General features: G+C 58.8%; 17 protein-coding genes. 13 read left to right on the forward strand and 4 right to left on the reverse strand.

Annotation, left to right across the window (positions count from 1 at the left end; all coding sequences use genetic code 11):
• Positions 1-50 precede the first annotated feature (50 nt).
• The 4 genes from dapB to pepN all read left to right on the forward strand — a co-directional run bounded on the left by dapB (position 51) and on the right by pepN (position 6,917).
• Positions 51-806 carry a 4-hydroxy-tetrahydrodipicolinate reductase gene (gene dapB / locus BBAG_RS02410; RefSeq protein ID WP_003825752.1) on the forward strand — a complete coding sequence of 252 codons (756 nt, stop codon included), beginning with the start codon at positions 51-53 and terminating at the stop codon, positions 804-806.
• 380 nt (positions 807-1,186) lie between these two features.
• A complete protein-coding gene (dapA, locus tag BBAG_RS02415; protein WP_003825753.1) occupies positions 1,187-2,092 on the forward strand; it encodes a 4-hydroxy-tetrahydrodipicolinate synthase in 906 nt (301 codons plus the stop codon).
• A 100-nt stretch (positions 2,093-2,192) separates the two neighbouring features.
• Positions 2,193-4,073: a ribonuclease J gene (locus BBAG_RS02420; RefSeq protein WP_003825754.1), complete on the forward strand. Its 1,881-nt coding sequence runs from the start codon at positions 2,193-2,195 to the stop codon at positions 4,071-4,073.
• A 237-nt stretch (positions 4,074-4,310) separates the two neighbouring features.
• On the forward strand, positions 4,311-6,917 hold the full coding sequence (gene pepN, locus BBAG_RS02425; RefSeq protein ID WP_003825756.1) for an aminopeptidase N: 2,607 nt from the start codon (positions 4,311-4,313) through the stop codon (positions 6,915-6,917).
• A gap of 88 nt (positions 6,918-7,005) precedes the next feature.
• Here the strand turns inward: pepN and BBAG_RS02430 are convergent, their stop codons facing one another.
• Positions 7,006-7,641: an alpha-amylase family glycosyl hydrolase gene (locus BBAG_RS02430; RefSeq protein ID WP_050754768.1), complete on the reverse strand. Its 636-nt coding sequence runs from the start codon at positions 7,639-7,641 to the stop codon at positions 7,006-7,008.
• Positions 7,642-7,954: 313 nt separating this feature from the next.
• On the opposite strand from BBAG_RS02430, the gene BBAG_RS02435 reads away from it, so the two are divergent.
• The 3 genes from BBAG_RS02435 (at position 7,955) to BBAG_RS02445 (ending at position 11,232) form a co-directional block, all read left to right on the forward strand.
• Entirely contained in the window at positions 7,955-8,968 is a 1,014-nt protein-coding gene (locus BBAG_RS02435; protein ID WP_152595314.1) for an alpha/beta hydrolase, read from the forward strand.
• A 43-nt stretch (positions 8,969-9,011) separates the two neighbouring features.
• Positions 9,012-10,340, forward strand: coding sequence for an ABC transporter substrate-binding protein (locus tag BBAG_RS02440; RefSeq protein WP_003825759.1), 1,329 nt, complete (start codon positions 9,012-9,014; stop codon positions 10,338-10,340).
• A gap of 136 nt (positions 10,341-10,476) precedes the next feature.
• Entirely contained in the window at positions 10,477-11,232 is a 756-nt protein-coding gene (locus BBAG_RS02445) for a carbon-nitrogen hydrolase family protein (protein WP_152595315.1), read from the forward strand.
• A 60-nt stretch (positions 11,233-11,292) separates the two neighbouring features.
• Here BBAG_RS02445 and BBAG_RS02450 read toward each other — a convergent pair whose 3' ends face one another.
• Complete coding sequence (locus tag BBAG_RS02450) at positions 11,293-11,904, reverse strand: amidase family protein (RefSeq protein ID WP_003825761.1); 612 nt, start codon at positions 11,902-11,904, stop codon at positions 11,293-11,295.
• Between the two features lie 313 nt (positions 11,905-12,217).
• On the opposite strand from BBAG_RS02450, the gene BBAG_RS02455 reads away from it, so the two are divergent.
• From BBAG_RS02455 to BBAG_RS02465, 3 genes are read left to right on the forward strand one after another with little or no spacing between them, the layout of a single operon-like run.
• The gene (locus BBAG_RS02455) at positions 12,218-14,011 is read left to right on the forward strand and encodes an alpha-amylase family glycosyl hydrolase (protein ID WP_003825763.1); all 1,794 of its coding nucleotides are present in this window, start codon (positions 12,218-12,220) and stop codon (positions 14,009-14,011) included.
• The gene (locus BBAG_RS02460; RefSeq protein WP_003825764.1) at positions 13,995-14,735 is read left to right on the forward strand and encodes an HAD family hydrolase; all 741 of its coding nucleotides are present in this window, start codon (positions 13,995-13,997) and stop codon (positions 14,733-14,735) included. Before BBAG_RS02455 ends, BBAG_RS02460 begins: the two co-directional genes overlap by 17 nt.
• Positions 14,736-14,795: 60 nt before the next feature.
• Positions 14,796-15,566 (forward strand): TraX family protein, encoded by a 771-nt coding sequence (locus BBAG_RS02465; RefSeq protein ID WP_033508579.1) that lies wholly within the window; start codon positions 14,796-14,798, stop codon positions 15,564-15,566.
• A 125-nt stretch (positions 15,567-15,691) separates the two neighbouring features.
• Here the strand turns inward: BBAG_RS02465 and BBAG_RS02470 are convergent, their stop codons facing one another.
• A complete protein-coding gene (locus tag BBAG_RS02470) occupies positions 15,692-17,164 on the reverse strand; it encodes an APC family permease (RefSeq protein ID WP_231855887.1) in 1,473 nt (490 codons plus the stop codon).
• A 290-nt stretch (positions 17,165-17,454) separates the two neighbouring features.
• Positions 17,455-18,891, reverse strand: a complete 1,437-nt coding sequence (locus tag BBAG_RS02475) for a glutamate decarboxylase (RefSeq protein WP_003825767.1) — start codon at positions 18,889-18,891, stop codon at positions 17,455-17,457.
• Between the two features lie 328 nt (positions 18,892-19,219).
• On the opposite strand from BBAG_RS02475, the gene glmM reads away from it, so the two are divergent.
• Genes glmM through BBAG_RS02490 form a run of 3 tightly spaced genes read left to right on the forward strand, consistent with a single transcriptional unit; the run spans position 19,220 to position 22,695 of the window.
• A complete protein-coding gene (glmM, locus tag BBAG_RS02480) occupies positions 19,220-20,605 on the forward strand; it encodes a phosphoglucosamine mutase (RefSeq protein ID WP_003825769.1) in 1,386 nt (461 codons plus the stop codon).
• A 42-nt stretch (positions 20,606-20,647) separates the two neighbouring features.
• On the forward strand, positions 20,648-21,301 hold the full coding sequence (locus BBAG_RS02485) for a peptide deformylase (protein ID WP_003825770.1): 654 nt from the start codon (positions 20,648-20,650) through the stop codon (positions 21,299-21,301).
• Positions 21,302-21,303: 2 nt separating this feature from the next.
• Complete coding sequence (locus tag BBAG_RS02490) at positions 21,304-22,695, forward strand: 3'-5' exonuclease (protein ID WP_003825771.1); 1,392 nt, start codon at positions 21,304-21,306, stop codon at positions 22,693-22,695.

Raw genomic sequence — 22,695 nt, forward strand, 5'->3', positions numbered from 1 at the left:
GGAACCTTCCATGTGCAGGTTCCCGCCCTTCGCATAGGTAAGGAGACAACATGATTCAGGTTTCGGTCGTAGGTGCCAAAGGACGTATGGGCTCGCATGTGGTCGACGCGGTGAACGGCGCGGAAGACATGCAGCTGGCGCTCGCGCTCGATGCGGGCGACGATCTTACGCGCATCGAACCGGCTAATACCGATGTGGTCGTGGAATTCACCGTGCCGTCCGTCAGCTTGGGCAACGTGCTCGCGCTGATCGCACAGGGCGTGGATATCGTGGTCGGTACCACCGGTTGGACCGATGAGAAGCTCGCTCAGGTACGCAAGGCCATCGCGGACGGTCCGCGCCCCGACACGCAGAAGGTGTTCATCGCGCCGAACTTCGCCATCTCCGCGGTGCTCGCCGACTATTTCGCCACCAAGGCCGCCAAATACTTCGAATCCGCCGAGGTCATCGAACTGCATCATCCGAACAAGGTGGACGCACCGTCCGGCACCGCCATCCACACCGCGCACGGCATCGCCGAGGCGCGCAAGGCCGCCGGCCTGGGCGAAGTGCCGGACAACACCGAAACCGATGGCGGCTCCCGTGGGCAGGTGGTCGACGGCATCCATGTGCACGCCGTACGTCTGCGCGGCCTGAACGCCCATGAGGAGGTGCTGTTCGGCAATGCCGGCGAACAGCTGACGATTCGCGCCGACAGCTTCGACCGCGGTTCCTTCATGCCGGGCGTGCTGCTGGCCGTGCGCAAGCTCGCTGCCGACGCTCCCGCCGGTCTGACCATCGGCCTCGATAATTTCCTTGATCTGTGATCGCGATTCTTCTTCCGTCTCGGGTCCGTCTCCTGATTTCAGGTTTCGGACCCGTTCCCTTATCTCAGGTTTCGCACCTGCTTCCGTATTTCCGGCGTTGTCTTATTCTCTTATCTTCGGTTTTGGTCCTGCTTGTTCTCCGGTTTTCGTGTCCGCTCTTTCTTCGGTTCTGTCCCTATCCGGCTCTCCCTCCCAAACTGTTGACGGTGAGCTATGTCTGAGCGGCGGTAGTTTGTGTTTCTCCCAAAACTACCGACGGTGAGGTGCCAGTGAGTGTCGGTGGCTTGGGAAACATGCGACACTGGACAAACATTTCCATAATGTGACTTTTATGCTCGAAACGGTTTCAAGAGTCCGTGGCGGGAAGTACCGTGTCAACTATGAGTGAGAGTGACATGCACCTTTTGAACCCGGCTCCGTTCGGCCGTATCCTTCCTGCGATGATTACCCCGATGAAGCCCAATGGCGACGTCGATTTCGAAGCGGCGCAGAAACTGGCCAAGCAGCTTGTCGCAGATGGCGCAGACGGCTTGGTCGTCAACGGCACAACCGGTGAATCGCCTGTCACTCACATGGATGAGAAGGTTGACCTCGTTCGCGCGGTCAAGGAAGTCGTGGATGTGCCGGTGATTTCCGGCGCAGGCTCCAACGACACCGCACACACCGTGCGCATGGTGGAACAGACCCAGGAGGCGGGCGCCGATGCGGTGCTCGTGGTCATGCCGTATTATTCCCGTCCGAGCCAGGCCGGTGTTGTCGGCCACTACAAGGCCGTGGACGAGAATACGGATAAGCCGATCATCGTATATGACGTGCCTTCCCGCACCGGTCTGAAAGTCAAGGTCGAGACGTATGACCGTCTCGCCGAGTTGGATCATGTTGTGGCGGTCAAGGACGCCACCGGCGATCTGGCCGCGGCCGTTGAGAAGCAGCAGCGTACTGGGCTCGCCTGGTATTCCGGCGATGACGGCCTGTTCCTGCCGTTCCTCTCCATCGGTGCGGTGGGCATTATCTCCGTGATCGCACATGTGGCCGCTGGCCCGATGGCCGATTTGGTCGATGCGTTCGATCGTGGCGATATTCATGAGGCGCAGCGTCTGGCCAATCGACTTGCGCCGCTTGTCCATTCCATGAACGGTGATGGCTATCAGGCCGTTATGGCCAAGGCCGCGTTGAAGGTGCGCGGCGTACTGGACAGCACCACCATGCGTCTGCCGAATATCGGTCCGGATGCTGCACAGCTCGAGAAAGCGAAGGCGGGCATGCTAGCCGCCGGATTGCTGTGAGGCAATCCCTCGAGTTTCGCCGTGCACAGCCGGACGATTCCAACTGTCGCTCCCGTAAGAGTACGGGAGCACTTCAATAAATAAGGAATAGTCCCTCAGTATGGCACAAGAAAAGAAAGCAACGAAAAGCACGCGTCGCCGCGGTTCGGCGTCGCGCAAGAGCAACGACACGCAGTCCCAGAAGAGCACCTCTCGCCGTGGTGCTGCGTCGAGAACCCGTGGTCGCAACACGAAGAGCGCACCGCAGGCCACCGCGCCCCAGCAGGACGCGGTGCTGATCGCCCCGCCGAAGTATCGCAAGGGCTCGATGCGCATCACGCCACTCGGCGGTCTGGGCGAGATCGGGCGCAACATGAACGTGGTCGAATACAACGGCCACCTGCTGCTCATCGACTGCGGTGTGCTCTTCCCGGAGGAGGAGCAGCCCGGCGTCGATCTGATTCTTCCCGATTTCAGCTATATCAAGGATCGTCTCGACGAGGTCGAGGCGCTGGTGCTTACGCATGGTCATGAGGATCATATCGGCGGTGTGCCGTACCTGCTTAGGCTTCGCCCGGATATCCCGCTGATCGGCTCCAAGCTCACCCTTGCCTTTGCGGAGGCAAAGTGCAAGGAGCACCACATCAACCCGACGAAGGTCGAGGTCACCGGGCGTGACAAGCTCAAGGCCGGCCCGTTCGACCTTGAATTCATCAACGTCACGCATTCCATTCCGGATGCGTTGGCCGTATACGTCAAGACGCCGGCCGGCTCCCTGATCGATACCGGCGATATCAAGCTTGACCAGCTGCCGCTGGATCATCGCATCACCGATCTGGTCGAATTCGGCAAGATCGGCGAAAAGGGCGTGGATCTGCTGATGATGGATTCCACGAACGCCGAGGTTCCCGGCTTCGTCAAGCCGGAGACCTCCATCGGTCCGGCTCTTGACCAGGCGTTCGCCCAGGCTACGCGCAAGATCATCGTCGCCAGCTTCTCCAGCCATGTGCACCGCGTGCAGCAGGTGGTCGACGCTGCGCACAAGTACGGTCGCAAGGTGGTATTCGTCGGCCGTTCGATGGTACGCAACATGTCCATCGCGGCGGATCTCGGCTACCTGCACATCCCCGAAGACACCGTGGTGGATCTCAAGCAGGCCAACGACATCCAGGACGACAAGCTCGTCTACATGTGCACCGGTTCGCAGGGCGAGCCGATGGCCGCTCTTGGGCGTATCGCCGACGGCAACCACCGCGACATCCACATCAACGAGTTCGATACCGTCATTCTTGCCAGCTCCCTGATTCCGGGCAACGAGCATGGCGTGTACAAGGTCATCAACAAGCTGGTGCAACTCGGCGCGAAGGTCGTCAATCGCGACAACGCCGCCGTGCACGTGTCCGGCCACTGCAATGAGGGCGAACTGCTGTACATGTACAACATCGTCAAGCCGAAGTGCGCCATGCCGATCCACGGTGAGAACCGCCACCTGGTCGCCAACGGCCTGATCGCCGTCAAGACCGGTGTCGATCCGCAGAACGTGGTGCTTGCCGAGGACGGCGACGTGGTGGACCTGTACCACGGCAAGGCGGCGGTCGTCGGTTCCGTGCCGTGCGGCTACGTGTACGTTGATGGCGATTCGGTCGGCGAACTGACCGATGAGGAGCTGGAGAAGCGTCGTATTCTCGGTACCGAGGGCTTCGTCTCCAGCTTCGTGGTGGTCGATACCGACGCCCGCGAGGTGGTGTCCGGTCCGAAGATCTACCTGAACGCCGTGGCCGAAGACGAAAGCGAATTCGACAAGGTGCGTCATCAGATCATCGAACAGTTGAACGATGCGATGATGACGGGCGCGAAGGACACGCACAAGCTGCAGCAGATCATGCGTCGCACCCTGGGCAGCTGGGTTGCGCGCCAGCTGCACCGCAAGCCGATGATCGTGCCGGTTGTGGCCGACATCGCCACGGATGTGGATGACGCCATGCTGATCGGCCGCGACTGATCCTACAGGTAATACCGTATCCATAGCGGGTTTACGCGTCTTGGCGCAGTGCATGCTGCGTCAAGACGCTTTTTCGTTTCCTCTCTTGCGTATTCCTTCGGTAGGGGAAATGCGCAAGACATGGGGTCTACGTAAGCTAGACGTCAGTAATGCAATGAAGCGGCATAACCGGACGATCCGGTTATGCCGCTTCGTCTGCGCATAAGTCGCAGAACAGAGAGATAACAAAGGAGTCGCATGCCCGGATCAAACCTCACCCGTGTTGAGGCCGAAGAGCGCAAGGCCATTGTGGAAGCACCCATCCACTATTACGTCGATCTCGATCTGACCGTTGGAGGCAAGACCTTCGGTAGCGTCACCCGAATCAGCTTCGGGGCTAAGGCCGGTTCCTCCACGTTCCTCGATCTTATCGCCGATGAGGTTGAATCCGTGGAGCTCAATGGCGTTGCGCTCGACCCGGCCAAGGTGTTTGTCGACGACCGCATCGAGCTGGACGGCCTTCAGGAGAACAACGAGGTCGTCGTCAAGGCGCTATGCCGTTATTCCAATACCGGCGAGGGTCTGCACCGTTCCGTCGATCCTTCCGACGGCAACATCTACCTGTACTCCCAGTTCGAGGTGCCGGATGCTCGCCGCGTGTACACGGTGTTCGACCAGCCTGATCTGAAGGCCATTTTCGATTTCACCGTGGTCGCCCCGCAGTCCTGGATCGTTACGTCCAATATGCCGGTATGCTCGGTCGAGACGCTGGACCGCACCACGCAGGACGGCACGATGGGCGATCATGCCAATGAGGGCACGAAGCGCTGGAGCTTCGAAAGCACTCCGGTCATGAGCTCCTATCTCACCGCCATCTGCGCCGGTCCGTATGCCGAATGGCATACCGAATACAGCAACGAGGACGGCCGTACCGTGCCGATGGCCATGTATTGCCGTCAGGCGCTCGCCAAGGCATTCGAGAAGGATGTCGACTATCTGTTCGACATCACTAAGAAGGGCTTCGCCTTCTATGCCAAGACCTGGGGTGTGCCGTACCCGTATGCCAAGTACGACCAGATCTACGTGCCGGAATACAATGCCGGCGCCATGGAGAACATCGGCATGGTCACCATCCGCGACCAGTATGTGTTCGAGTCCAAGGTGACCGATGCCTATGCGGAACGCCGTGTGGTCACGGTGCTGCATGAGCTTGCCCACATGTGGTTCGGCGATTATGTGACCATGAAGTGGTGGAACGATCTGTGGCTCAACGAGTCCTTCGCCGAATTCACCTCCACCCTGGCCACTGCCGAGGCCACCGAATGGAAGGACGCGTGGGCCACGTTCTGCTCCGGCGAGAAGAGCTGGGGTCTGCGTCAGGACCAGCTGCACACCACGCATCCGATTGTCGCCCCGATCAACGATCTCAACGATACGTACGTGAACTTCGATGGCATCACCTATGCCAAGGGCGCGTCCGTGCTTAAGCAGCTGGTGGCCTATGTCGGTCGTGACAAGTTCTTCGAAGGCATTCACAGCTATCTCGACAAGCACGCCTATTCCAACGCCACGCTGTCCGATCTGCTCGACGAACTCGAGATCACATCCGGTCGCGATCTGAAGGCATGGAGCGCCAAGTGGCTGGAGGAGTCCAGCATCAACACCATCGCCGCGCATGTCGAATCCGAAGACGGCAAGCTGACCGGCGTCACCCTGACCCAGACCGCTCCAGCCGACTACCCGGTGCTGCGCCCGCATCGTCTGGCATTGGGCTTCTACAACGAGGACAAGGCCACTGGCAGGATCGTGCGCACCGATCGTGTCGAGCTGGATGTGGACGGCGAAACCACCGTCGTCGAAGGCGTGGCCGGCAAGGAGCGCCCGGCGGTGCTGCTGGTCAACGATGATGACCTGACCTATACCAAGATCCGTTTCGACGAGGAGAGCCTTGCCTTCGCCGAGCATAATCTGCAGCGTTTCGATGACGCCCTGGCCCGCGCGGTTATCTGGCTTGCCTTCTGGGATATGACGCGTGACGGCGAGTTCCCGGCCGAGCGTTTCGTCGCCATGACGCTGCGCCTGCTGGCCAGCGAAACCGAATCGACCACATTCCGTTATGCGTTGGCCTGCATGAGCACTGCCGCGCACCATTATGTCGCTCCGGCTTCCCGTGATGCGGTGCTGAGGCAGGTCGCCGATGAGCTGTGGTCGTTGGCGAACAATGCCGAGGCCGGCTCCGACAACCAGTTCCAGCTGGTCACCGCATACCTTGGGTACGGCAAGGAAGGCGATGAGGCGTTCGTGGCCAATGCCAAGGGACTGCTTGACGGGTCCATCGCCCTTGAGGGTCTTGAGATCGACAACAACATGCGTTGGACCATCGTCAGCGCCCTGAGCGAGGTGAACGCGATCGACCAGGCATATATCGATGCCGAGTTGGCGAAGCGTGAGACCACCGAGAACCGTGAATTCGCGCTTGGCGCCCGCGCCACTGCGGGCACTGCCGAGGCCAAGGCATGGGCGTGGGATCAGGCTTTGCATAATGCCGATCTGACCAATATGCAGCTTGAATCCATCGCCGGTGGTTTCGCTGGTACGCCGCGTGCCGATCTGGCCGATCCGTATGCCGAGCGGTACTTCGAGGTCGCCGACTGGATATGGGAGAACAAGACCTACCATATGGCCGAGGCGCTGCTGGTAGGACTGTACCCGTCCTATGCCGATCCCGCCAAGCTGGTGGAGCTGGGGGAGGCCTGGTTGGCCGGGCATGCGGACGCCGATCGTGCATTCAAGCGTATTATCACCGAGAACCTCGATGGTTCTCGCCGCACGCTGAAGGTACGCAAGTACAACGAGAGTCTGTGAGCTGACAACAGCTGATACCAAGCGGCGGGGTCCATCCGATTCCTTTGGGAACCGGATGGACCCCGCCGCTTGTTTAGGCAATATCCTGTTATTTCAGCATGATGAAGGATTGCGCGGGAAGCATAATCCCTCCGTCGGCATTGAAGGTCGGTCCGCCGATGGCGAACAGTGTTTCGCCCTGCAGCCCTTCGACTGGCACTTGCTCGGTGCCTCGCCCTGGATTGACGGCGATGACGATGCGTTCATCCCCGCGGGATCGACTGAAAGCGAATGCTCGGCCCTCGCCGTGGAGCACGTCGAAACCGGAGTACGCATGCAATGCCGGTTCGTCTGCACGCAGCGTAAGCACCGACCGGATGGTATGCCATAGCGAATCCTTGTTCGCCATGGCCCGTTCAACGGTTGGCGCGTCTTCGGCGGGGTCCACCGGCAGGTACAGCGCTTCGGCGGCTGCCTGGGAGAAGCCGAGGTTGGCCCCGTCATCCCATTGCATGGGGGTGCGGCTGCCGGTGCGGGTGTATCCGCCCTCCTTGGAGGGGAGAGGGCGGTAGCGCATGCCGAGTTCGTCGCCATAGTAGATGAATGGTGCGCCGGGCAGCATCAGCAGTGTGGCATAGGCAAGCTTGCGTTCTCGTTCGGTCAGTCGCTGTGCGGTGCGGAGTGTGTCGTGATTGCAGGTGATGAGATTCGAATCACCGGATTCGCCGCTTCTCGATCGGCACATCGTTAGGCATGGTTTGAACGTTAAAGAATTCAACTTAGGCAAGAACGTTACATCAGCAGAGTAGGAGTGAACGATGAGTCTGTTTGGTAATTATTCATTTTGGAAAGAGTCGTCGGCATCAGAAAACAAACGATTGCAAAATAAGACATGAATAAATCGATAGAACAGCAACGAAACTGAGAAAAACTTTAAATCACAATGAAAACGCGCCACGCCCGAACATTGTTTTCGTTTGCAAAGAAACTCCGCTGGATATAAACTGGCAGCAATCTGAAGCGAAAACAACGAAGTAAACGCAACAGGGAGGATGACAATGAGTGTCGAAATCTCCGCTGAAAATCGGCAGGAATACCAGGCATGGACGCCGGTCGAGGAAGACTTGGAAGGTCTTCCCAAGAACATTCACGACGTCATCCTGCAAATGCGCGTCGACTGCAGCACAACTGACCGCAACCGCATGCTCTATTACGACGGTGCAGACGATGATATCGACAAATTCACCAACATCCCGTACATCGACGATGGGACCCGAGCCCACCAACTCGACATCTACATTCCACATGACGCAATAATGCTCGCCGTTCACAATTTGCCTGTCTACATCGACGTGCACGGAGGCGGATTTGTCTACGGCTACAAGGAACTCAACCGCAACTTCTGCATCGCATTGGCCCGACGTGGATTCGCGGTTGTCTCCATCAGCTATCGCGTTTACCCACAAGCCGATTTCCTCGGACAATTGCAGGACGTGAACGCGGCCATTGGCTGGTTGCAGAATCATGCGGATGAGTACCCGATTGACCCGAATCGTATGGGTATCACCGGGGATTCCGCCGGAGGCTGTCTATCCCTGTATACGCTTGCAATCCAATCCGACCCAGAATTGCTGGATCAGGAAAAACTGGGATTCGAGCAGACGAATCTTAGGTTTGGTGCCTTGGTGTCCGGCAAATTCAATCTCAGTGAGTATGTGGATGATACTCCAATCATTGATGGTAATGAGCCGGATTTGCTTCGCATTCTCGCCAAACCGTTGTTCGGCCGGTTCATCGATGCAGCCGAGTGCTCGAAAATCTATTCGCTCAGGAATCTGACCGGTAAGCTGCCGCCATTGTTCCTGACAACCAGTAGCGATGACTTTATTCAATATGAGTCACTTGCACTGGCTGACGCATTGGCGCGTAACCATGTCGATTTTGAGCTACATGATATCCGGCCAGCAAAAGGCGAAGCACTGGGACACATATTCCCGGTCGGTTTGCCGTGGCTGGAGGAAAGCGAATACGTGCTCGACCGATTGAAGACCTTCACGTATGAGGTCATGTAAGAGCTTTTTGTCTCAATGAAGAGGAAAACAAAAGGAAGGTTCAATGATGAACAAGACAATCAAGATAATCGCCACAGCAACGGCTGCATTGATGATGATTGCCGGCGTATCCGCCTGCGGCTCCGATACGGGTGGTGACAGCGACAAGGGTCGTGTCTATTACCTGAATCTGAAGCCGGAAGCCTCCGACCAGTGGAAGGCGTTGGCCAAAGAATATGAGAAGGAGACCGGAATCGAAACCACCGTGCAGACCGCGGCCTCCGGCACGTATGAGCAGACGTTGAAATCCGAAATCGCGAAAGACAATGCGCCGACATTGTTCCAGGTGGCCGGCAATGTGGGCTTGGCCCGCTGGAAGAAGTACACAGCCGACATGTCAGACAGCGAACCCTATAAGCAGCTGCGAGACCAGAGCACTGCACTGAAAGGCGATAACGGTGAAATCCTTGGCGTCCCGTTCGTCATCGAATCCTACGGGTTGATCTACAACAAGGATCTGCTCAATAAGTATTTCCAGGCGGACTGGTCGACCATCAAGAGCATCGACGATTTGGTCGGGTTCAAAGCGTTGAAGACCGTCGCTGATGAGATTCAAGAGCATAAGGATGATCTTGGCGTCAAAGGTGCGTTCACCTCAGCCGGATTCGACTCCAGTTCCGACTGGCGTTTCAAGGAACAGTTGGCCGGCATCCCATTGTCGTACGAGTTGGACGGTGTGACTGAACAGCCTGCGACCATCAAGGGCACTTATCTTCCGGAGTTCAAGCAGACGTTCGACCTGTATTTGAAGGATTCCACCGTCTCTCCGACTGAACTGAGCGCTAAGACCGGTAATGATGCAACCTCCGAATTCGCTCTCGGTGAGGGTGTTTTCTACCAGAACGGAACCTGGGCGTGGAATGACCTGCAGAAGGAAGGCGTCAAAGCCGACATGGTTGGCACCATCCCAATCTACATGGGTCTGCCCGGCGAAGAGGAAAAGGGGCTGGCGACCGGTTCTGGCGACAACTACTGGGCCATCAACAACAAGGTGTCCGAAGCCGACCAGCAAGCCACCAAGGACTTCCTCAAATGGGTCATCACCAGTGACAAGGGTAAGAAGGCCATGACCGATGACATGGGCTTCGTCACGCCATTCAAGTCGTTCAGTGACATGAAGTCGTCGAACCCGATTGTCCAAGCCGATCAGGAGATGGCTGACGCCGGTAAGCAGGATGTGTCTTGGGACGGCATAATGTTCATGCCCTCCCAACAGTGGAGAGACGGCGTCGGCAGTGCAATGCTCGAATACGTGCAGGGCACCGGAAAATGGGATGCGGTGAAGACCGCATACGTTGACGGTTGGGCCAGCGAATACGAGAGCACCCACTGATAGGCCTTCTGAAGGGTTCTAGGCTCCCAGCCCCTTTCTCTTTCGGCTTGGAATCGTTCAGGAGTTGGCGTGGCCTGATGTTTCGACTGCATCGGGCCACCTTTCTCTATTTTTTAGGATCAACGAGGAGTTAACTGTGACCACCATCGCAATGATGCAAATGCGTGTGCAACCCAATGAGCTCAACCGGAATCTGTGGCATATGAGGGAGCTGCTGTCCCTAGTCGGGGACGCCGATGTCGCTCTGTTCCCAGAATGCTGCGACCTCGGATGGGCAGCTGACTCGGCCCCCGAGCAGGCGGAACCTATCCCAGAGGGGAGTACATATCAGAGAATAAGAGATATGGCGGTCGACTTCGATATCGGTATCATCGCCGGAATCACGGAACGTGAAGGCGACCATATATATAACTCTGCGGTATTCATCTCAAATACCGGGGAACTGTTAGGCAAGCATAGGAAAATCAACCTCGTTCCCGAGGTCGAAGACATGTATACTTCCGGAACCTCGGTCAACGTGTTCGATACTAAGTATGGTCGAATCGGCATCGACATATGCGCCGACAACCACATGGAATCGATCATGATTGGCGAAGCCATGGCGAAAATGGGCGCCAAGATGATTCTCGCACCATCGTCATGGGCTGTACCTCCTGAACGATTAGGAGAAGCATATGGAGAGGAGTGGAAGATGCCTTTCCACCATCTCTCATCGAAATTCGGGGTGGATGTATTCTCAGTTAGCAATATCGGTCCAGTTGTTGATGGAGCATGGGCTGGTTGGACCTGCATCGGCAATTCGATTGCCGTAACTGACAATGGTTGCTCGACAACGATACTCACCTATGGAGAGCACGCCGAAGAAGTCAAACTGATTGATTCATCCCATTAATGTGAATAACGAAAGTGGGCTTGCTCCAATGGTGAGGCAAACCCACTTCGTTCTTTCAAATCAGTCGAGCTCCAGACCGTCGCCGTTCTTGTACGGACTTATCTTCTCATAGGCGGCAGCGAGGCATAGTAGTATTCGCTCGCTGTCTTGTGCGCCGGCGAAGGAGAGTCCGATTGGCATGTTCTGACTGTCACGACCGGCGGGGACGCTGATTTCCGGCAGGTGCGCGCTGCTAGCCAGATAGGAGGCGGCGTATGGGTCGTCGCTGTCGCACTTGTAGGTGCTGTCCTTGGCGTCATGGCGGACGCTGGCGACACAGCTCATGGTCGGGTAGATGAGAGCGTCGACGCCGTTCTTGATCATGGTTTGTTCGACAGTGTTGGTGAGTGCCGGCATCTTCTCGTAGATAATCGATTGGACTTCGTCGCTCTTAAACTTGCCGGCGCTCTTCACGTTCGTCTCGTAGCCTTTGATTCGAGCAGGATTGACAGGAGTATTCGTGTCAGCCAGGGCTTTGCTCTTGTCTATCAGCTGTTGAACCGTCTTGGCCTTGCTTCGTCCGTCGTAGCGCATGTAGGTTTCATAGTTGGTAACGAATTCGGCGTCACCGACCGGTCCCACGATGCTGCTCCATAAGCCGGTGTAGGACGTCCAAGTTTGGCCAGGAAGCATGCAATCTCGTTAGCAAATGAGGATTTTGGAGTTTTCTTGCTGAATGAGGAATACTGCAACGACAAGTACGGCGTAGTACGGGAGGCGGAGATGCCTCTCCTGCTGATGTAGGAAGGATGAGTGCTCTCTCGCAAGCTCCAAGGAGTATGCGAGAGAGCCGTAGTTGGGAGGGCAACACATATGCCAAATATATTTTCAATCCACATCGCTCTTGGCGCGATGACAGTGGGAATCCCACAGGCACAAGGATAGTCGATAAAGCGTATGCCGCGAAACATCGATTAAATTCTATATATGGCATGGAAAATTTTTTGTGGTACGCTATTATCTCATTGAATTCGCGGACGGCTCCGTGACTCGCAGCGCCGACCCCTGGGCCCGCGCGGCGGGCGCCAACGGCCGTCGCAGCATGGTGGTCGATCTGTCGCGCACCGATCCCGACGGCTGGGATGCGGATAGGCGCCCCACGACCCCGATGTCCTCGGACGTGATCTGGGAGACGCATATCGGCGATTTCAGCAATGCGCAATCCAGCGGCGTTCCCGCGGAGCACCGCGGCAAATACCTCGCCTTCACCGATTCGGGCACCACGTTGAACGGGGAAGGCACGTTCCCCACATGCGTCGAATACCTGAAGAACCTCGGCATCACCGTGGTGCAGCTGCTGCCGTTCTACGACTACGGTTCCGTCGACGAGACACGCACAGGCGGGTACAACTGGGGGTACGATCCGGTCAACTACAACGTTCCCGAAGGTTCCTACTCCACGAATCCGTATGATGGCGCGGTGCGCATCCGCGAATGCAAGGCCATGGTCCAGGCGTTGCATGCGGCCGGCATCACAGTGGTGATGGACGTGGTGTATAACCACATGTACACCACCGACAATTGGTTCGAGCGTGTGGTTCCCGGCTATTTCTGCCGGCGTACGGACGACGGCGCATTCGCGAACGGTTCGGGTTGCGGCTGCGATATGGCCACCGAGCATGAGATGTTCCGCAGGTTCATGGTCGAATCGGTGACCTACTGGGCGAGCGAATACCATCTGGACGGTTTCCGTTTCGATCTGATGGGCCTGATCGACGTGGAAACCATGCGCCGGATTCGCGCGTCGCTTGACGCGTTGCCGAACGGCCGCTCGATTCTGATGTACGGCGAACCTTGGGCCGCGGGACAGTCCGCTCCGCTGCCGGGCACGATACTGGCCGACAAGCAGGCGCTGCCGCGGCTGGATTCGCGTATCGGGCATTTCTGCGACACCACGCGCGACGCGATCAAAGGGCATGTGTTCTACCGTGACCAGCCCGGCTATGTGAACGGTGCCGCGCAGCAGAACCGTCAGGCGGTGCTCGATGCCGTGGACGCCCATCGGCATGCCGTGGCGCGTGAAGGCGAGGCGGGGCAGATCATCCAATATGTTTCCGCGCATGACGACCTGACGCTATGGGACAAACTCAGCATCAGTATGCGGGGCAACGGGGCGAACCATCTGCCCGACAACACCATGTACGATGACGTGCTTCAGGGCAGTACCTGCGCACAGGAGGTACTGAACGCGAACCTGCTCGCGGCGGGGATCATCGCCACGTCCGCCGGGCTGCCGTTCATGCTCTCCGGTGAGGAATTCGCGCGTACCAAATACGGCGACGACAATTCCTTCGACTCCGGCAGCAGAATCAACGAACTTGATTGGCGACGCGCCTCGGATATGCAAGGGCTGGTGAGGTACTACGCCGATCTCATCGCCATGCGTGCCGATGACCCCGCGTGGTTCGACGCTGCACGAACGGTCGTTCCCACGGAAAGCTCCATGATCGCGTTTCTGGTCGGACGTCATGCGGTGCTGGTTAATCCGGATGTGCGCGAGCATGTGATGCCGTTGACGGTGATGAACCGGACCGTGGCCCAATGCGGCGGTGATACGGAATCGGTTTCGCCGCTCTGGCGGTGCATGCTGGATTCGACCAGCGACCGCTATGCGATTAGTGGTCGGTGCGATGCGCAGGCCGGATCCGGAGCCTGCGTACTGAACGATGCCGGCTTCCATGTGGCCGCACGATCATTGTCAATCTGGACAAGAGGGAGGTCTGATGACCAGGCAATATAAGGCGGTGTTCTTCGATCTATATGGCACCCTGATCGACATTCGTACCGATGAGGATTCCCCGAGGGCCTGGAATGCCTTGTATGAGGCGTTGCGCGATGCCGGCGCCGAGTATGCGAGTGCCGACGGCGTGAAGCGGGCGTTCGACGAGGGGCTGGCTCAGGTTATGGAAGGCCATGAGTCGGATTGCTGCTATGAGCCCGACTATGTTTCCGTCTACCAGCGGATGCTGTCCGACCGCGGTGTGTCGGCCGACGAGCGGATGGCTCGTGATATGGGACGCGTGTTCCGCCGTGCCTCGACGAATCTGATCCGTCTGTACCCCGGCGTAATGGTCATGCTGGATAGGCTGCATGATGCCGGGATGCGTACTGTGCTGGTCAGCAACGCGCAATCGTGCTTTACGCGCCCCGAACTGGTATTGCTGGGATTGGACAAGGCATTGGACGATGTGCTGATCTCCAGCGAGGAGGGGGTGCGCAAGCCCGCTGCCGAGTTCTTCGAACGAGCCCTGCAGCGTGAGGGGATTGCCGCCGACCAGGTGGTGATGGTGGGCAATGACGCTACCAGCGATATCGGTGGTGCTGCCAACGCCGGCATTGACGGCATCTATTTCAATACGGAGATCTCACCTTCCGACGATGCCCTGACCTGTGAGCGCGCTGCGCTGTCGTGCAGGGGCGCCGATTATGATGCGATGCTGGAATTCGTCTTGGGCCGTCGGTAGTCGGCTACAGTGAAGCACAGCATATAGCCGGCCTATATGGCTACGAACGAGAGGACTGTAATGAAACAGCAGGATGCGAAAACGGACAGCACCGAGCTCATCGGGCGTCGTAAGCCGAAGCGACGCGGGTTGACGGTGTTCAATCTTAAGGTGATCGGCGCCATCTTCATGTTCCTGTCCGTGGCGAGCGTCACGGTGGTTCCCGCTGTGTTCGGGGACATCACCAAGGATATGACGGCGTTGAGCGTCGCCATGATCTGCGAGATCGTGTCCTGGTGTGCCATTCCCATCTATGCATGGCTACTGTTCGACGGGTATCGCCATACGCATAATCGTTGGCTGTATCTGCTGCAGCTGCTGGTGCTGGCTCTGGCGTGCGAGGTTCCTTACGACAAGGTGACATCCGGCAAGTATGTCGATATGAATTCGCAGAATCCGGTGTTCGGCCTGCTGATTGCGCTGATTGTGATGGCCGCGTTCGACTGGGTTAAGCGCCGCTATGAGAGGGGCATGCAGTATGTGCTGATGGTCATGCTCGCCATTGTCGGACTGCTGTGGAATCTGATGCTGCATATCGGCTTGCGGCAGGGCGTTATGAATGTCGGTGCGATTACCTTGGCGTTTGTTCTGGTGTTCTACCTGATGAACAGGCATGAGAACACCATGATGATCACGGCCGGTCTTATGGGCGCGGTGTCGTTCATTGCTCCTGCCGTGGGCGTGGCGTTCCTGCATTATCGCCGTGATGAGCTGGGCTATAGGCATGTGTGGGCCAAGTGGGTGTTCTATGTGCTCTACCCGTTGATGCTGGTGATGGGCATGGCTCTGTGAGCCGCCGGACCGTGACGATGGAATATGCGGGGGCGTGCGCCGGAAACCCGGCGCACGCCCCCGCATAGTAGAAGAAATGATGAAGATCGGTGCGTTATCGGCGCACGATAATGTTCATAGGCGGCTCACTTCGTTGGATTGACCAGGATGCTGGAGGAATCGCGTTTGTCCCGGTCCGAACGCAGATCCCAATCGGTGCGGCGCAGCGCATACATGATCAGCGGGGGGACGCCAAGCACCGCCACGACCAATGCGACCAGCAGCGCGTAGCCGAGCGATGACATGCCGCTGAATCCGGCCGGGCGCACGAAGGCGAGCACGAATGCGGCTGCTGCGGCCACGAAGCCGATGCCTGCGATCCAGTTCAAAGCCGGAACGCGGTAGGTGCGTACGACCTCCGGATGGGAGATACGCAGGCGGATCGCCGCGGCGAACATCATCATGTACATCATCAGATACAGTGCGGTGGCCATGTCCACCAGCGTGGCGAACGCGGTGTTGCCGTTCGGGATGAGCACGAACAGCAATGCGAGTATGGTGACGATGACGCCCTGCGCCAGCAGAATGCCCTCCTGCACGCCGGCGGCATTGCGCCTCTGCAGCATGGGCGGCATCAGGCCGGTGCGTGCTGCGGCAAGCAGGCCGCGTGAGGGTCCTGCGATCCAGGTGATCACCGAGGAGAAGGCGCCCAGTGCGATAAGCAGGGAGATAACGGGCATGCCCCAGTCCATGCCGAAGTGGTCGAAGAACTCCTTGAACGCCAGATTGATACCGTCGATCAGACCAAGCTCCCTGTGAGGCACCGCGAAGGCGATGGACAGGGTCGGCAGCACGAGCACCAACAGGATCAGTACGGTGGACAGCACCGTGGCGCGGGGGAATTCACGCCCCGGATCCTTCATATCGTTGGCATGTACGGCGTTGACCTCCATGCCGGCGTAGGCGAGCACGTTCGATACGATAAGCACGATGGAGGAGATGCCGGTCCATGGCGGCAACAGTGCCGAAGCGTGCAGTGAGGTGCGCATCGGTTCGCCTGCGCACAGCCAGACGATACCCAGTATGATGAGCAGCGCGGCTGGCAGCAGGGTGCCGATCAGCCCGCAGATCGACCCGACTTTGGCGAACAGGTTGCCGCCCCGCAGGGCGACCAGTGTGGAAATCCAATACAGCACGATGATCACCACGGCCACGTATACGCCGTTGTTGCCCAGCGAGCCGGAACCGAATACGTACGACAGGCTTACTGCGATAAAGGAGATCTGAATCGGGTACCACACCACGTTCTGGATCCACTGCAGCCAGATGGCCACGAATCCAGCGCGATTGCCGAAGGCTTCGCGCACCCATACGTATACGCCACCTTTCCAGCCGGTGGCGAGTTCGGCGGAGACCAGTGCCGTGGGCACGAGGAAGAACACTGCGGGAATCAGATAGAGCAGTACCGAGGCCAGGCCGTAATCCGCCATTGCGGGCAGTGACCGGAGTGAGGCGACGGCTACGACGGTCAGTATGGCGAGCTGGCCGATCGACATGAGTGTCTTGCCGCCGCTATGCGTTTGGGTCTGCGCTCGTAACGGGGCAGGTGATGGCGCCACGTTGGTGCCTGAAGTCGTTGGGGGAGTCGCTGTGATCCGATTTGCCCCAGATTCCCGGTGCCCCGCCGCACCGGTAGTGTGCGCAACGATGGAACGTGGCGTCTTGATATGAATGCTCATTGCAGCCAGCTTTCATGAAAGTTGTGGTTTTAGGAAAGAACGATTGATGCATTGGATGGTTAACCATAAAACGGATGTTTCAATACGATGCGGCAAAAAGGCGCCCCGGAAGAATTCCCGCCAGTAGAGGGAGGAGAAGCGCGGGAACCGTTCCGGGGCGCCGGAGCCTATCAGTGATGGAATCCGGAGACGTGCGCCTCGGACGGCATCGGCGCCTGCAGATTGTCGAGATACGCTACGCAGGCCTTGAGATCCTTAAGGAACGATTCGGCCAGATCATGGCTGAACCCGTTGCGCACCACGATGCGTTGCACGGTCACATCGGTCAGATCGACCGGCATCGGATATGCCGGCACCAGCCATCCCTTCATGCGCAGGCGATCCTGCAGATCGTACAGGTTCCATTTGCGGCCCGGCTTGTCCTTGAGCATCCAGGCGAAGACCGGAATATCGGAGCCGTCGTTCCACAGTGTGAAATCGTCCATGGCGGCGATCTCGGACGATAGGTATTTCGCCACATCATGCGACGCCTGCTGCACGCGGCGGTACCCTTCGACGCCGAGGCGCAGGAACATGTAGTACTGCAGCAGCACCTGGGCGCCTGGACGGGAGAAGTTCAGGGCGAAGGTGGGCATTTCGCCGCCAAGATAGCTGACCTTGAACACCAGGCTTTCCGGCAGGTCGGCGGTGGAGCGCCATACGACCCAGCCGAGGCCGGGGTAGACCAAGCCGTATTTATGGCCTGAGGTGCTGATGGATACCACGCGCTTGACGCGGAAGTCCCAGGCGAGGTCGGGCTGGATGAACGGGGCGATTATGCCGCCCGAAGCGGCGTCGACATGGATGTGGATGTTCAGTCCGGTTTTCTCCTGAATGCGGTCGAGCGCATCGGAGATGTGCTGGACCGGCTCGTACATGCCCGTATAGGTGACACCCATGATGGCGACGACGCCGATGGTGTTTTCATCGACGTATTTGTCCAGATCGTATCCGTCCAGCACCTTGTGCTCTTCGCTGATCGGCACGAAGCGGGGCTCCACGTCGAAGTAGTTGCAGAACTTCTCCCAGCAGACCTGCACGGCGCTGCTCATCACCAGATTCGGCTTGTCGGTGGGCAGGCCTGCGGCCTTGCGGGCCTTGACCCAGCGGCGCTTGAGAGCCAGGCCGCCGAGCATGCAGGCTTCAGACGAACCGATAGTGGATGTGCCGATGGCGTGGTCGATGTCGGGGTTGTTCCACAGGTCGGCCAGCATGCGCCAGCAGCGGTCCTCGATTTCGGCGGTCTTCGGGTATTCGTCCTTGTCGATCATGTTCTTGTCGGCCGCTTCCATGTAGATGCGGTTGGCGTAGTCGTCCATCCAGGTGCCGACGAATGTGGCGAGATTCAGGCGGGCGTTGCCGTCGAGCATGGCGTCGTCGTGCACCACCTGGTAGGCGGTTTCCGGCAGGCTGCCCGTATCGGGGATGCGGTTCTTCGGGAAGGATCGGGCCTCCTTCGGGCGTGCGAAGAGCGGGTTGATCTCCACGCTGCCCAGGCGGTCGGCATCGCGGGTGTCGTTGCCGCAGCAAGTGGAGCTGGCGGTGGTGCTGAAATGCGTATCAGACATTGCAACTTCCTTTTCGTTGACGCGAACGTAGTTTGCGTTCGTGGTTATAAGATAGACATATGAAGGCGGTTTGTATAGATAAATTGGGGTGAGTTCGCTACACGGGTACGGATTTTGCGTTTTAGGGTGCCGGTGTTATTCGCGTGCGCAGTACAAAGCGGTAGACGCGGCGTGTATTTTGTGCGGCGTGGTTTGCGGTGCGTCGACGCCGTCCGCATGGTGATTGTGAAAATGAACCAGAAATGTACCGGTGCGGGCGCGATGGTGAACCCCGTTGAGTACGATAGTGCGCGGAAAGAAAACTTCAGATAGCAAGGACTGAATACTCATGCCGAACATGTTTGGAACCGATGGCGTTCGAGGATTGGCGAATAGGGACTTGACCGCGCAGCTGGCGTTGGATCTGGGCGATGCCGCCGTACGCGTGCTGGGGAATAGCGAAGCCAAGGAGGGGCAGCCGGAAGGTCGTCGCCGTGCATTGGTCGGCAGGGATACGCGAGTGTCCGGCGATTTTCTCGCTTCCGCACTGTCCGCGGGCATGAGCGCCGGCGGATTCGACGTGATCGATGCCGGCATCATCCCCACTCCGGGCGTGGCCTTCCTGACCTCCGTGCTCAACGTCGAGATGGGAGCGGTGATCTCCGCCTCCCACAATCCCATGCCCGACAATGGCATTAAATTCTTCGCCCGTGGCGGTTTCAAGCTGCCCGACAGCAAGGAAGACGAGATTGAGGCCGTGCTCGGCAAGGATTGGGAACGCCCGACCGGAGCCGGTGTGGGGCGTGTCAGCCACGACACGGTGACCGCCACCAACCTGTATATCGACCATCTGGTGTCGGCCGTCGCGCCGATCGAGGCCGGCAAGCCCCAAGCCACGCCGCTGAAGGGGCTGAAGGTCGTGGCCGATTGCGCCAACGGCGCCACCTCTGTCGTGGCTCCCGAGGCTTTGCGCCGCGCCGGTGCCGACGTCATTGTGATCAACGCATCGCCGGACGGCTACAACATCAACAAGAACGCCGGATCCACCCACCCCGAGCAGTTGCAGGCCGTGGTCAAGGCATCCGATGCCGATCTTGGTGTGGCCTTCGACGGCGACGCCGATCGATGCCTGGCTGTGGACGAGGACGGCAACATGGTCAACGGCGATCAGATCATGGGCATTCTGGCACGGTCCAAGAAGCGTGAAGGCAAGCTCGCCCACGATACGCTGGTTGTCACGGTGATGAGCAACCTTGGACTGAAACTGGCCCTGAAGGATATGGGCATCGCCACGGTGCAGACCAACGTGGGCGACCGCTATGTGCTCGAGGAGATGCTCAGGGGCGGCTATACGCTTGGCGGCGAACAGTCCGGCCATGTCATCAACCGTGAATTCGCCACTACCGGCGACGGCACCCTGACGGCCCTCACTCTGTGCAACGAGGTGGTGAAGTCCGGCAAGAGCCTCAAGGAACTTGCCGCGGACTTCCCCCAGCTGCCGCAGACGTTGGTCAATGTGCCCAATGTCGATAAGCTTGCGGCAAAGACCAACCCCGTGGTGCTGGAGGCCGTCAGGAAGGAAGAGGCCATGCTCGGCGAGACCGGTCGCGTGCTGCTGCGTCCGTCCGGTACCGAGCCGCTGGTGCGCGTGATGGCCGAGGCCGCCACCCAGCAGCAGGCCGATGAGGTCTGCGATCGCCTGGCGAAGATCGTCGCCGATGAGCTCGCCCTGTAAGCCATCCCCGTAAGATCATCAGCCGAAACGGAAAGGAACCCTATGTTCGGCAAGAACAGCAAGGTCGACCTCGAACTTAACCGCGATGTCGAGCATCTCATCAAGACCGGAGGCAAGGAGCATATCCTGCCCATCGTCCAAGCCGGCGAACCGGTATTGAGACAGCAGACCGTCGCGTATACCGGGCAGCTGTCCAAGCATACGTTGGCCAAGCTCATCGACGCGATGCGCACCACCATGCTGGAAGCTCCCGGCGTGGGGCTTGCCGCCACGCAGATCGGCCTTGGACTGGCGCTGGCCGTATTGGAGGATCATATTCGTGACGATGAGGACGATCCCCGTGAGATCGGCGAGCTGCCGTTCCATGTGATCATCAACCCCGTGTATGCGCCTGTCGGCACCGAGACCCGCAGCTTCTACGAGGGATGCCTGAGCTTTGACGGGTATCAGGCCGTACGCAAGCGCTGGCTTGACATCGACGCCGAATGGGATGACGAGAACGGGATGCACCATAAGGAGCGCATGCATGGTTGGCCGGCTCGCATCTTCCAACATGAAACCGACCATCTGAGCGGTGAACTGTATATCGACAAGGCCGAGATCCGTTCACTGACCACCTACGAGAACCTGGAGGACTTCTGGTGCGAGGACCCCGTACCCACTGAAGCCGCCAAGGAACTCGGTTTCGAACTGTGACCATGGTCGAATGCGGCATGAGCTGGCAGAACGAGGCACGCGACGATATCGGGCAATGGAGTCTCGCCATGCCCAAGGACGCCGATGGGAACGTCATTGACTGGCAATGGGTGGGTTCGCTTGACCTGGCCCAGGGCATCGGATGCCTTGCATCGGGTGATTCGGTCGAGACGTTGAGCGCACAGCGAATCCACGACGACCTGCGGAACGACTACATGACGCGCGATCGGCTGGAGCCGATCATCGCCCAATGCAACAGTTCGTTCATGACCGATTTCGACAGGCATCTCAGCTCATATCGGTTGCCTCGCGCGCTTGCCTATGCCAATCGTCGGCTGAACGACGAAATCAACCTGTTGCTGCACGCCGGTGAACGGCGGCATCTGTGGAAGGTCTCGCGCAAACGCCAAGGGCGAGGCACGGCCGTGGTGCTGGGGGCTCCCGAGCCGGGAGGGCATTTCCCCGCAGGCCTCGACGTCGAAGACATTCAGGATCGAACGGCCGACATTCTGAACGAGCGCGCCGAACGTCGCAAAGCCGAACGTGCCCAACATGTGGCCTCGTCCATGCTTATGGCACAAGCCAGTCTGTCCGGCATCGACGATGCCGCTCAAGGCGAGGCGGCGAACCGCTCGCCGCGCAAATCCGCGAACGACTGGCGTAACGCGTACCTTCCCGGGCGCGGCATCGACACGGTGATGGGCATCGATATCGAAACAACGGGAACGGATCCGGCCAGGGACTACATCATCGATGTCGGTTTCGAATACATGAACATGATGTCTGCGCGCCCCGCGGATTTCCCGAGCGAATACACCTATGAGCAGTCGAGCTACACGCCGGGTTGTGCCTATGGGCAGTCGCGGCTGAGCTTTGGCGTTACCGACGCGAATGCCAAGGTGGGCAACCCGTTCATCGCCAAGTTCACCGGCATCGATGTCCGCGAACGCGGCGCGGCCAGCGGCTGCCGCATATTCGACGAGTGGCCCGAAGCACAGTTGGGATTGCTGCAACGCCTTGTCCAGCAGCCATATGTGGCGCATAACGCGACCTTCGAGCATGGGTTCTTCATGCTCAACGTCACCGGATATGCCGAAGCCTACCGCGCCGGCGGCATCGTGATCGTCGATACGATGCCGATGAGCCGGCAATGGGATCCAGGCTCTGTGGAAACGCCCGAACACCCTTACGGGGACAATACCTTGGACGCTTACGCCAAGCGGCAGGGGGCCCTGCAGGCCGATCAGAACGAACGCCATCTTGGGCTGGAGGACGCGCATATCATGCTGGTGGCCATGAAGCATCAGCTTGAGTGGCTGCACGAACAGCGGAAAGGGCCATGGGGTCCGGATGGTAGGCCGGGCGTGGGCGGTAAGCAGTGCGGCAGACGGTGA

The organism is Bifidobacterium angulatum DSM 20098 = JCM 7096 (genome assembly GCF_001025155.1).
Taxonomy (GTDB): Bacteria; Actinomycetota; Actinomycetes; order Actinomycetales; family Bifidobacteriaceae; genus Bifidobacterium; species Bifidobacterium angulatum.

What these genes read in the sequence shown, in the direction of transcription:
- dapB (WP_003825752.1), top strand. Translation starts at nt 51, where the DNA reads ATGATTCAGGTTTCGGTCGTAGGTGCCAAAGGACGTATGGGCTCGCAT.
- dapA (WP_003825753.1), top strand. Translation starts at nt 1,187, where the DNA reads ATGAGTGAGAGTGACATGCACCTTTTGAACCCGGCTCCGTTCGGCCGT.
- BBAG_RS02420 (WP_003825754.1), top strand. Translation starts at nt 2,193, where the DNA reads ATGGCACAAGAAAAGAAAGCAACGAAAAGCACGCGTCGCCGCGGTTCG.
- pepN (WP_003825756.1), top strand. Translation starts at nt 4,311, where the DNA reads ATGCCCGGATCAAACCTCACCCGTGTTGAGGCCGAAGAGCGCAAGGCC.
- BBAG_RS02430 (WP_050754768.1), bottom strand. Translation starts at nt 7,641, where the DNA reads ATGTGCCGATCGAGAAGCGGCGAATCCGGTGATTCGAATCTCATCACC.
- BBAG_RS02435 (WP_152595314.1), top strand. Translation starts at nt 7,955, where the DNA reads ATGAGTGTCGAAATCTCCGCTGAAAATCGGCAGGAATACCAGGCATGG.
- BBAG_RS02440 (WP_003825759.1), top strand. Translation starts at nt 9,012, where the DNA reads ATGATGAACAAGACAATCAAGATAATCGCCACAGCAACGGCTGCATTG.
- BBAG_RS02450 (WP_003825761.1), bottom strand. Translation starts at nt 11,904, where the DNA reads ATGCTTCCTGGCCAAACTTGGACGTCCTACACCGGCTTATGGAGCAGC.
- BBAG_RS02460 (WP_003825764.1), top strand. Translation starts at nt 13,995, where the DNA reads ATGACCAGGCAATATAAGGCGGTGTTCTTCGATCTATATGGCACCCTG.
- BBAG_RS02465 (WP_033508579.1), top strand. Translation starts at nt 14,796, where the DNA reads ATGAAACAGCAGGATGCGAAAACGGACAGCACCGAGCTCATCGGGCGT.
- BBAG_RS02475 (WP_003825767.1), bottom strand. Translation starts at nt 18,891, where the DNA reads ATGTCTGATACGCATTTCAGCACCACCGCCAGCTCCACTTGCTGCGGC.
- glmM (WP_003825769.1), top strand. Translation starts at nt 19,220, where the DNA reads ATGCCGAACATGTTTGGAACCGATGGCGTTCGAGGATTGGCGAATAGG.
- BBAG_RS02485 (WP_003825770.1), top strand. Translation starts at nt 20,648, where the DNA reads ATGTTCGGCAAGAACAGCAAGGTCGACCTCGAACTTAACCGCGATGTC.
- BBAG_RS02490 (WP_003825771.1), top strand. Translation starts at nt 21,304, where the DNA reads ATGGTCGAATGCGGCATGAGCTGGCAGAACGAGGCACGCGACGATATC.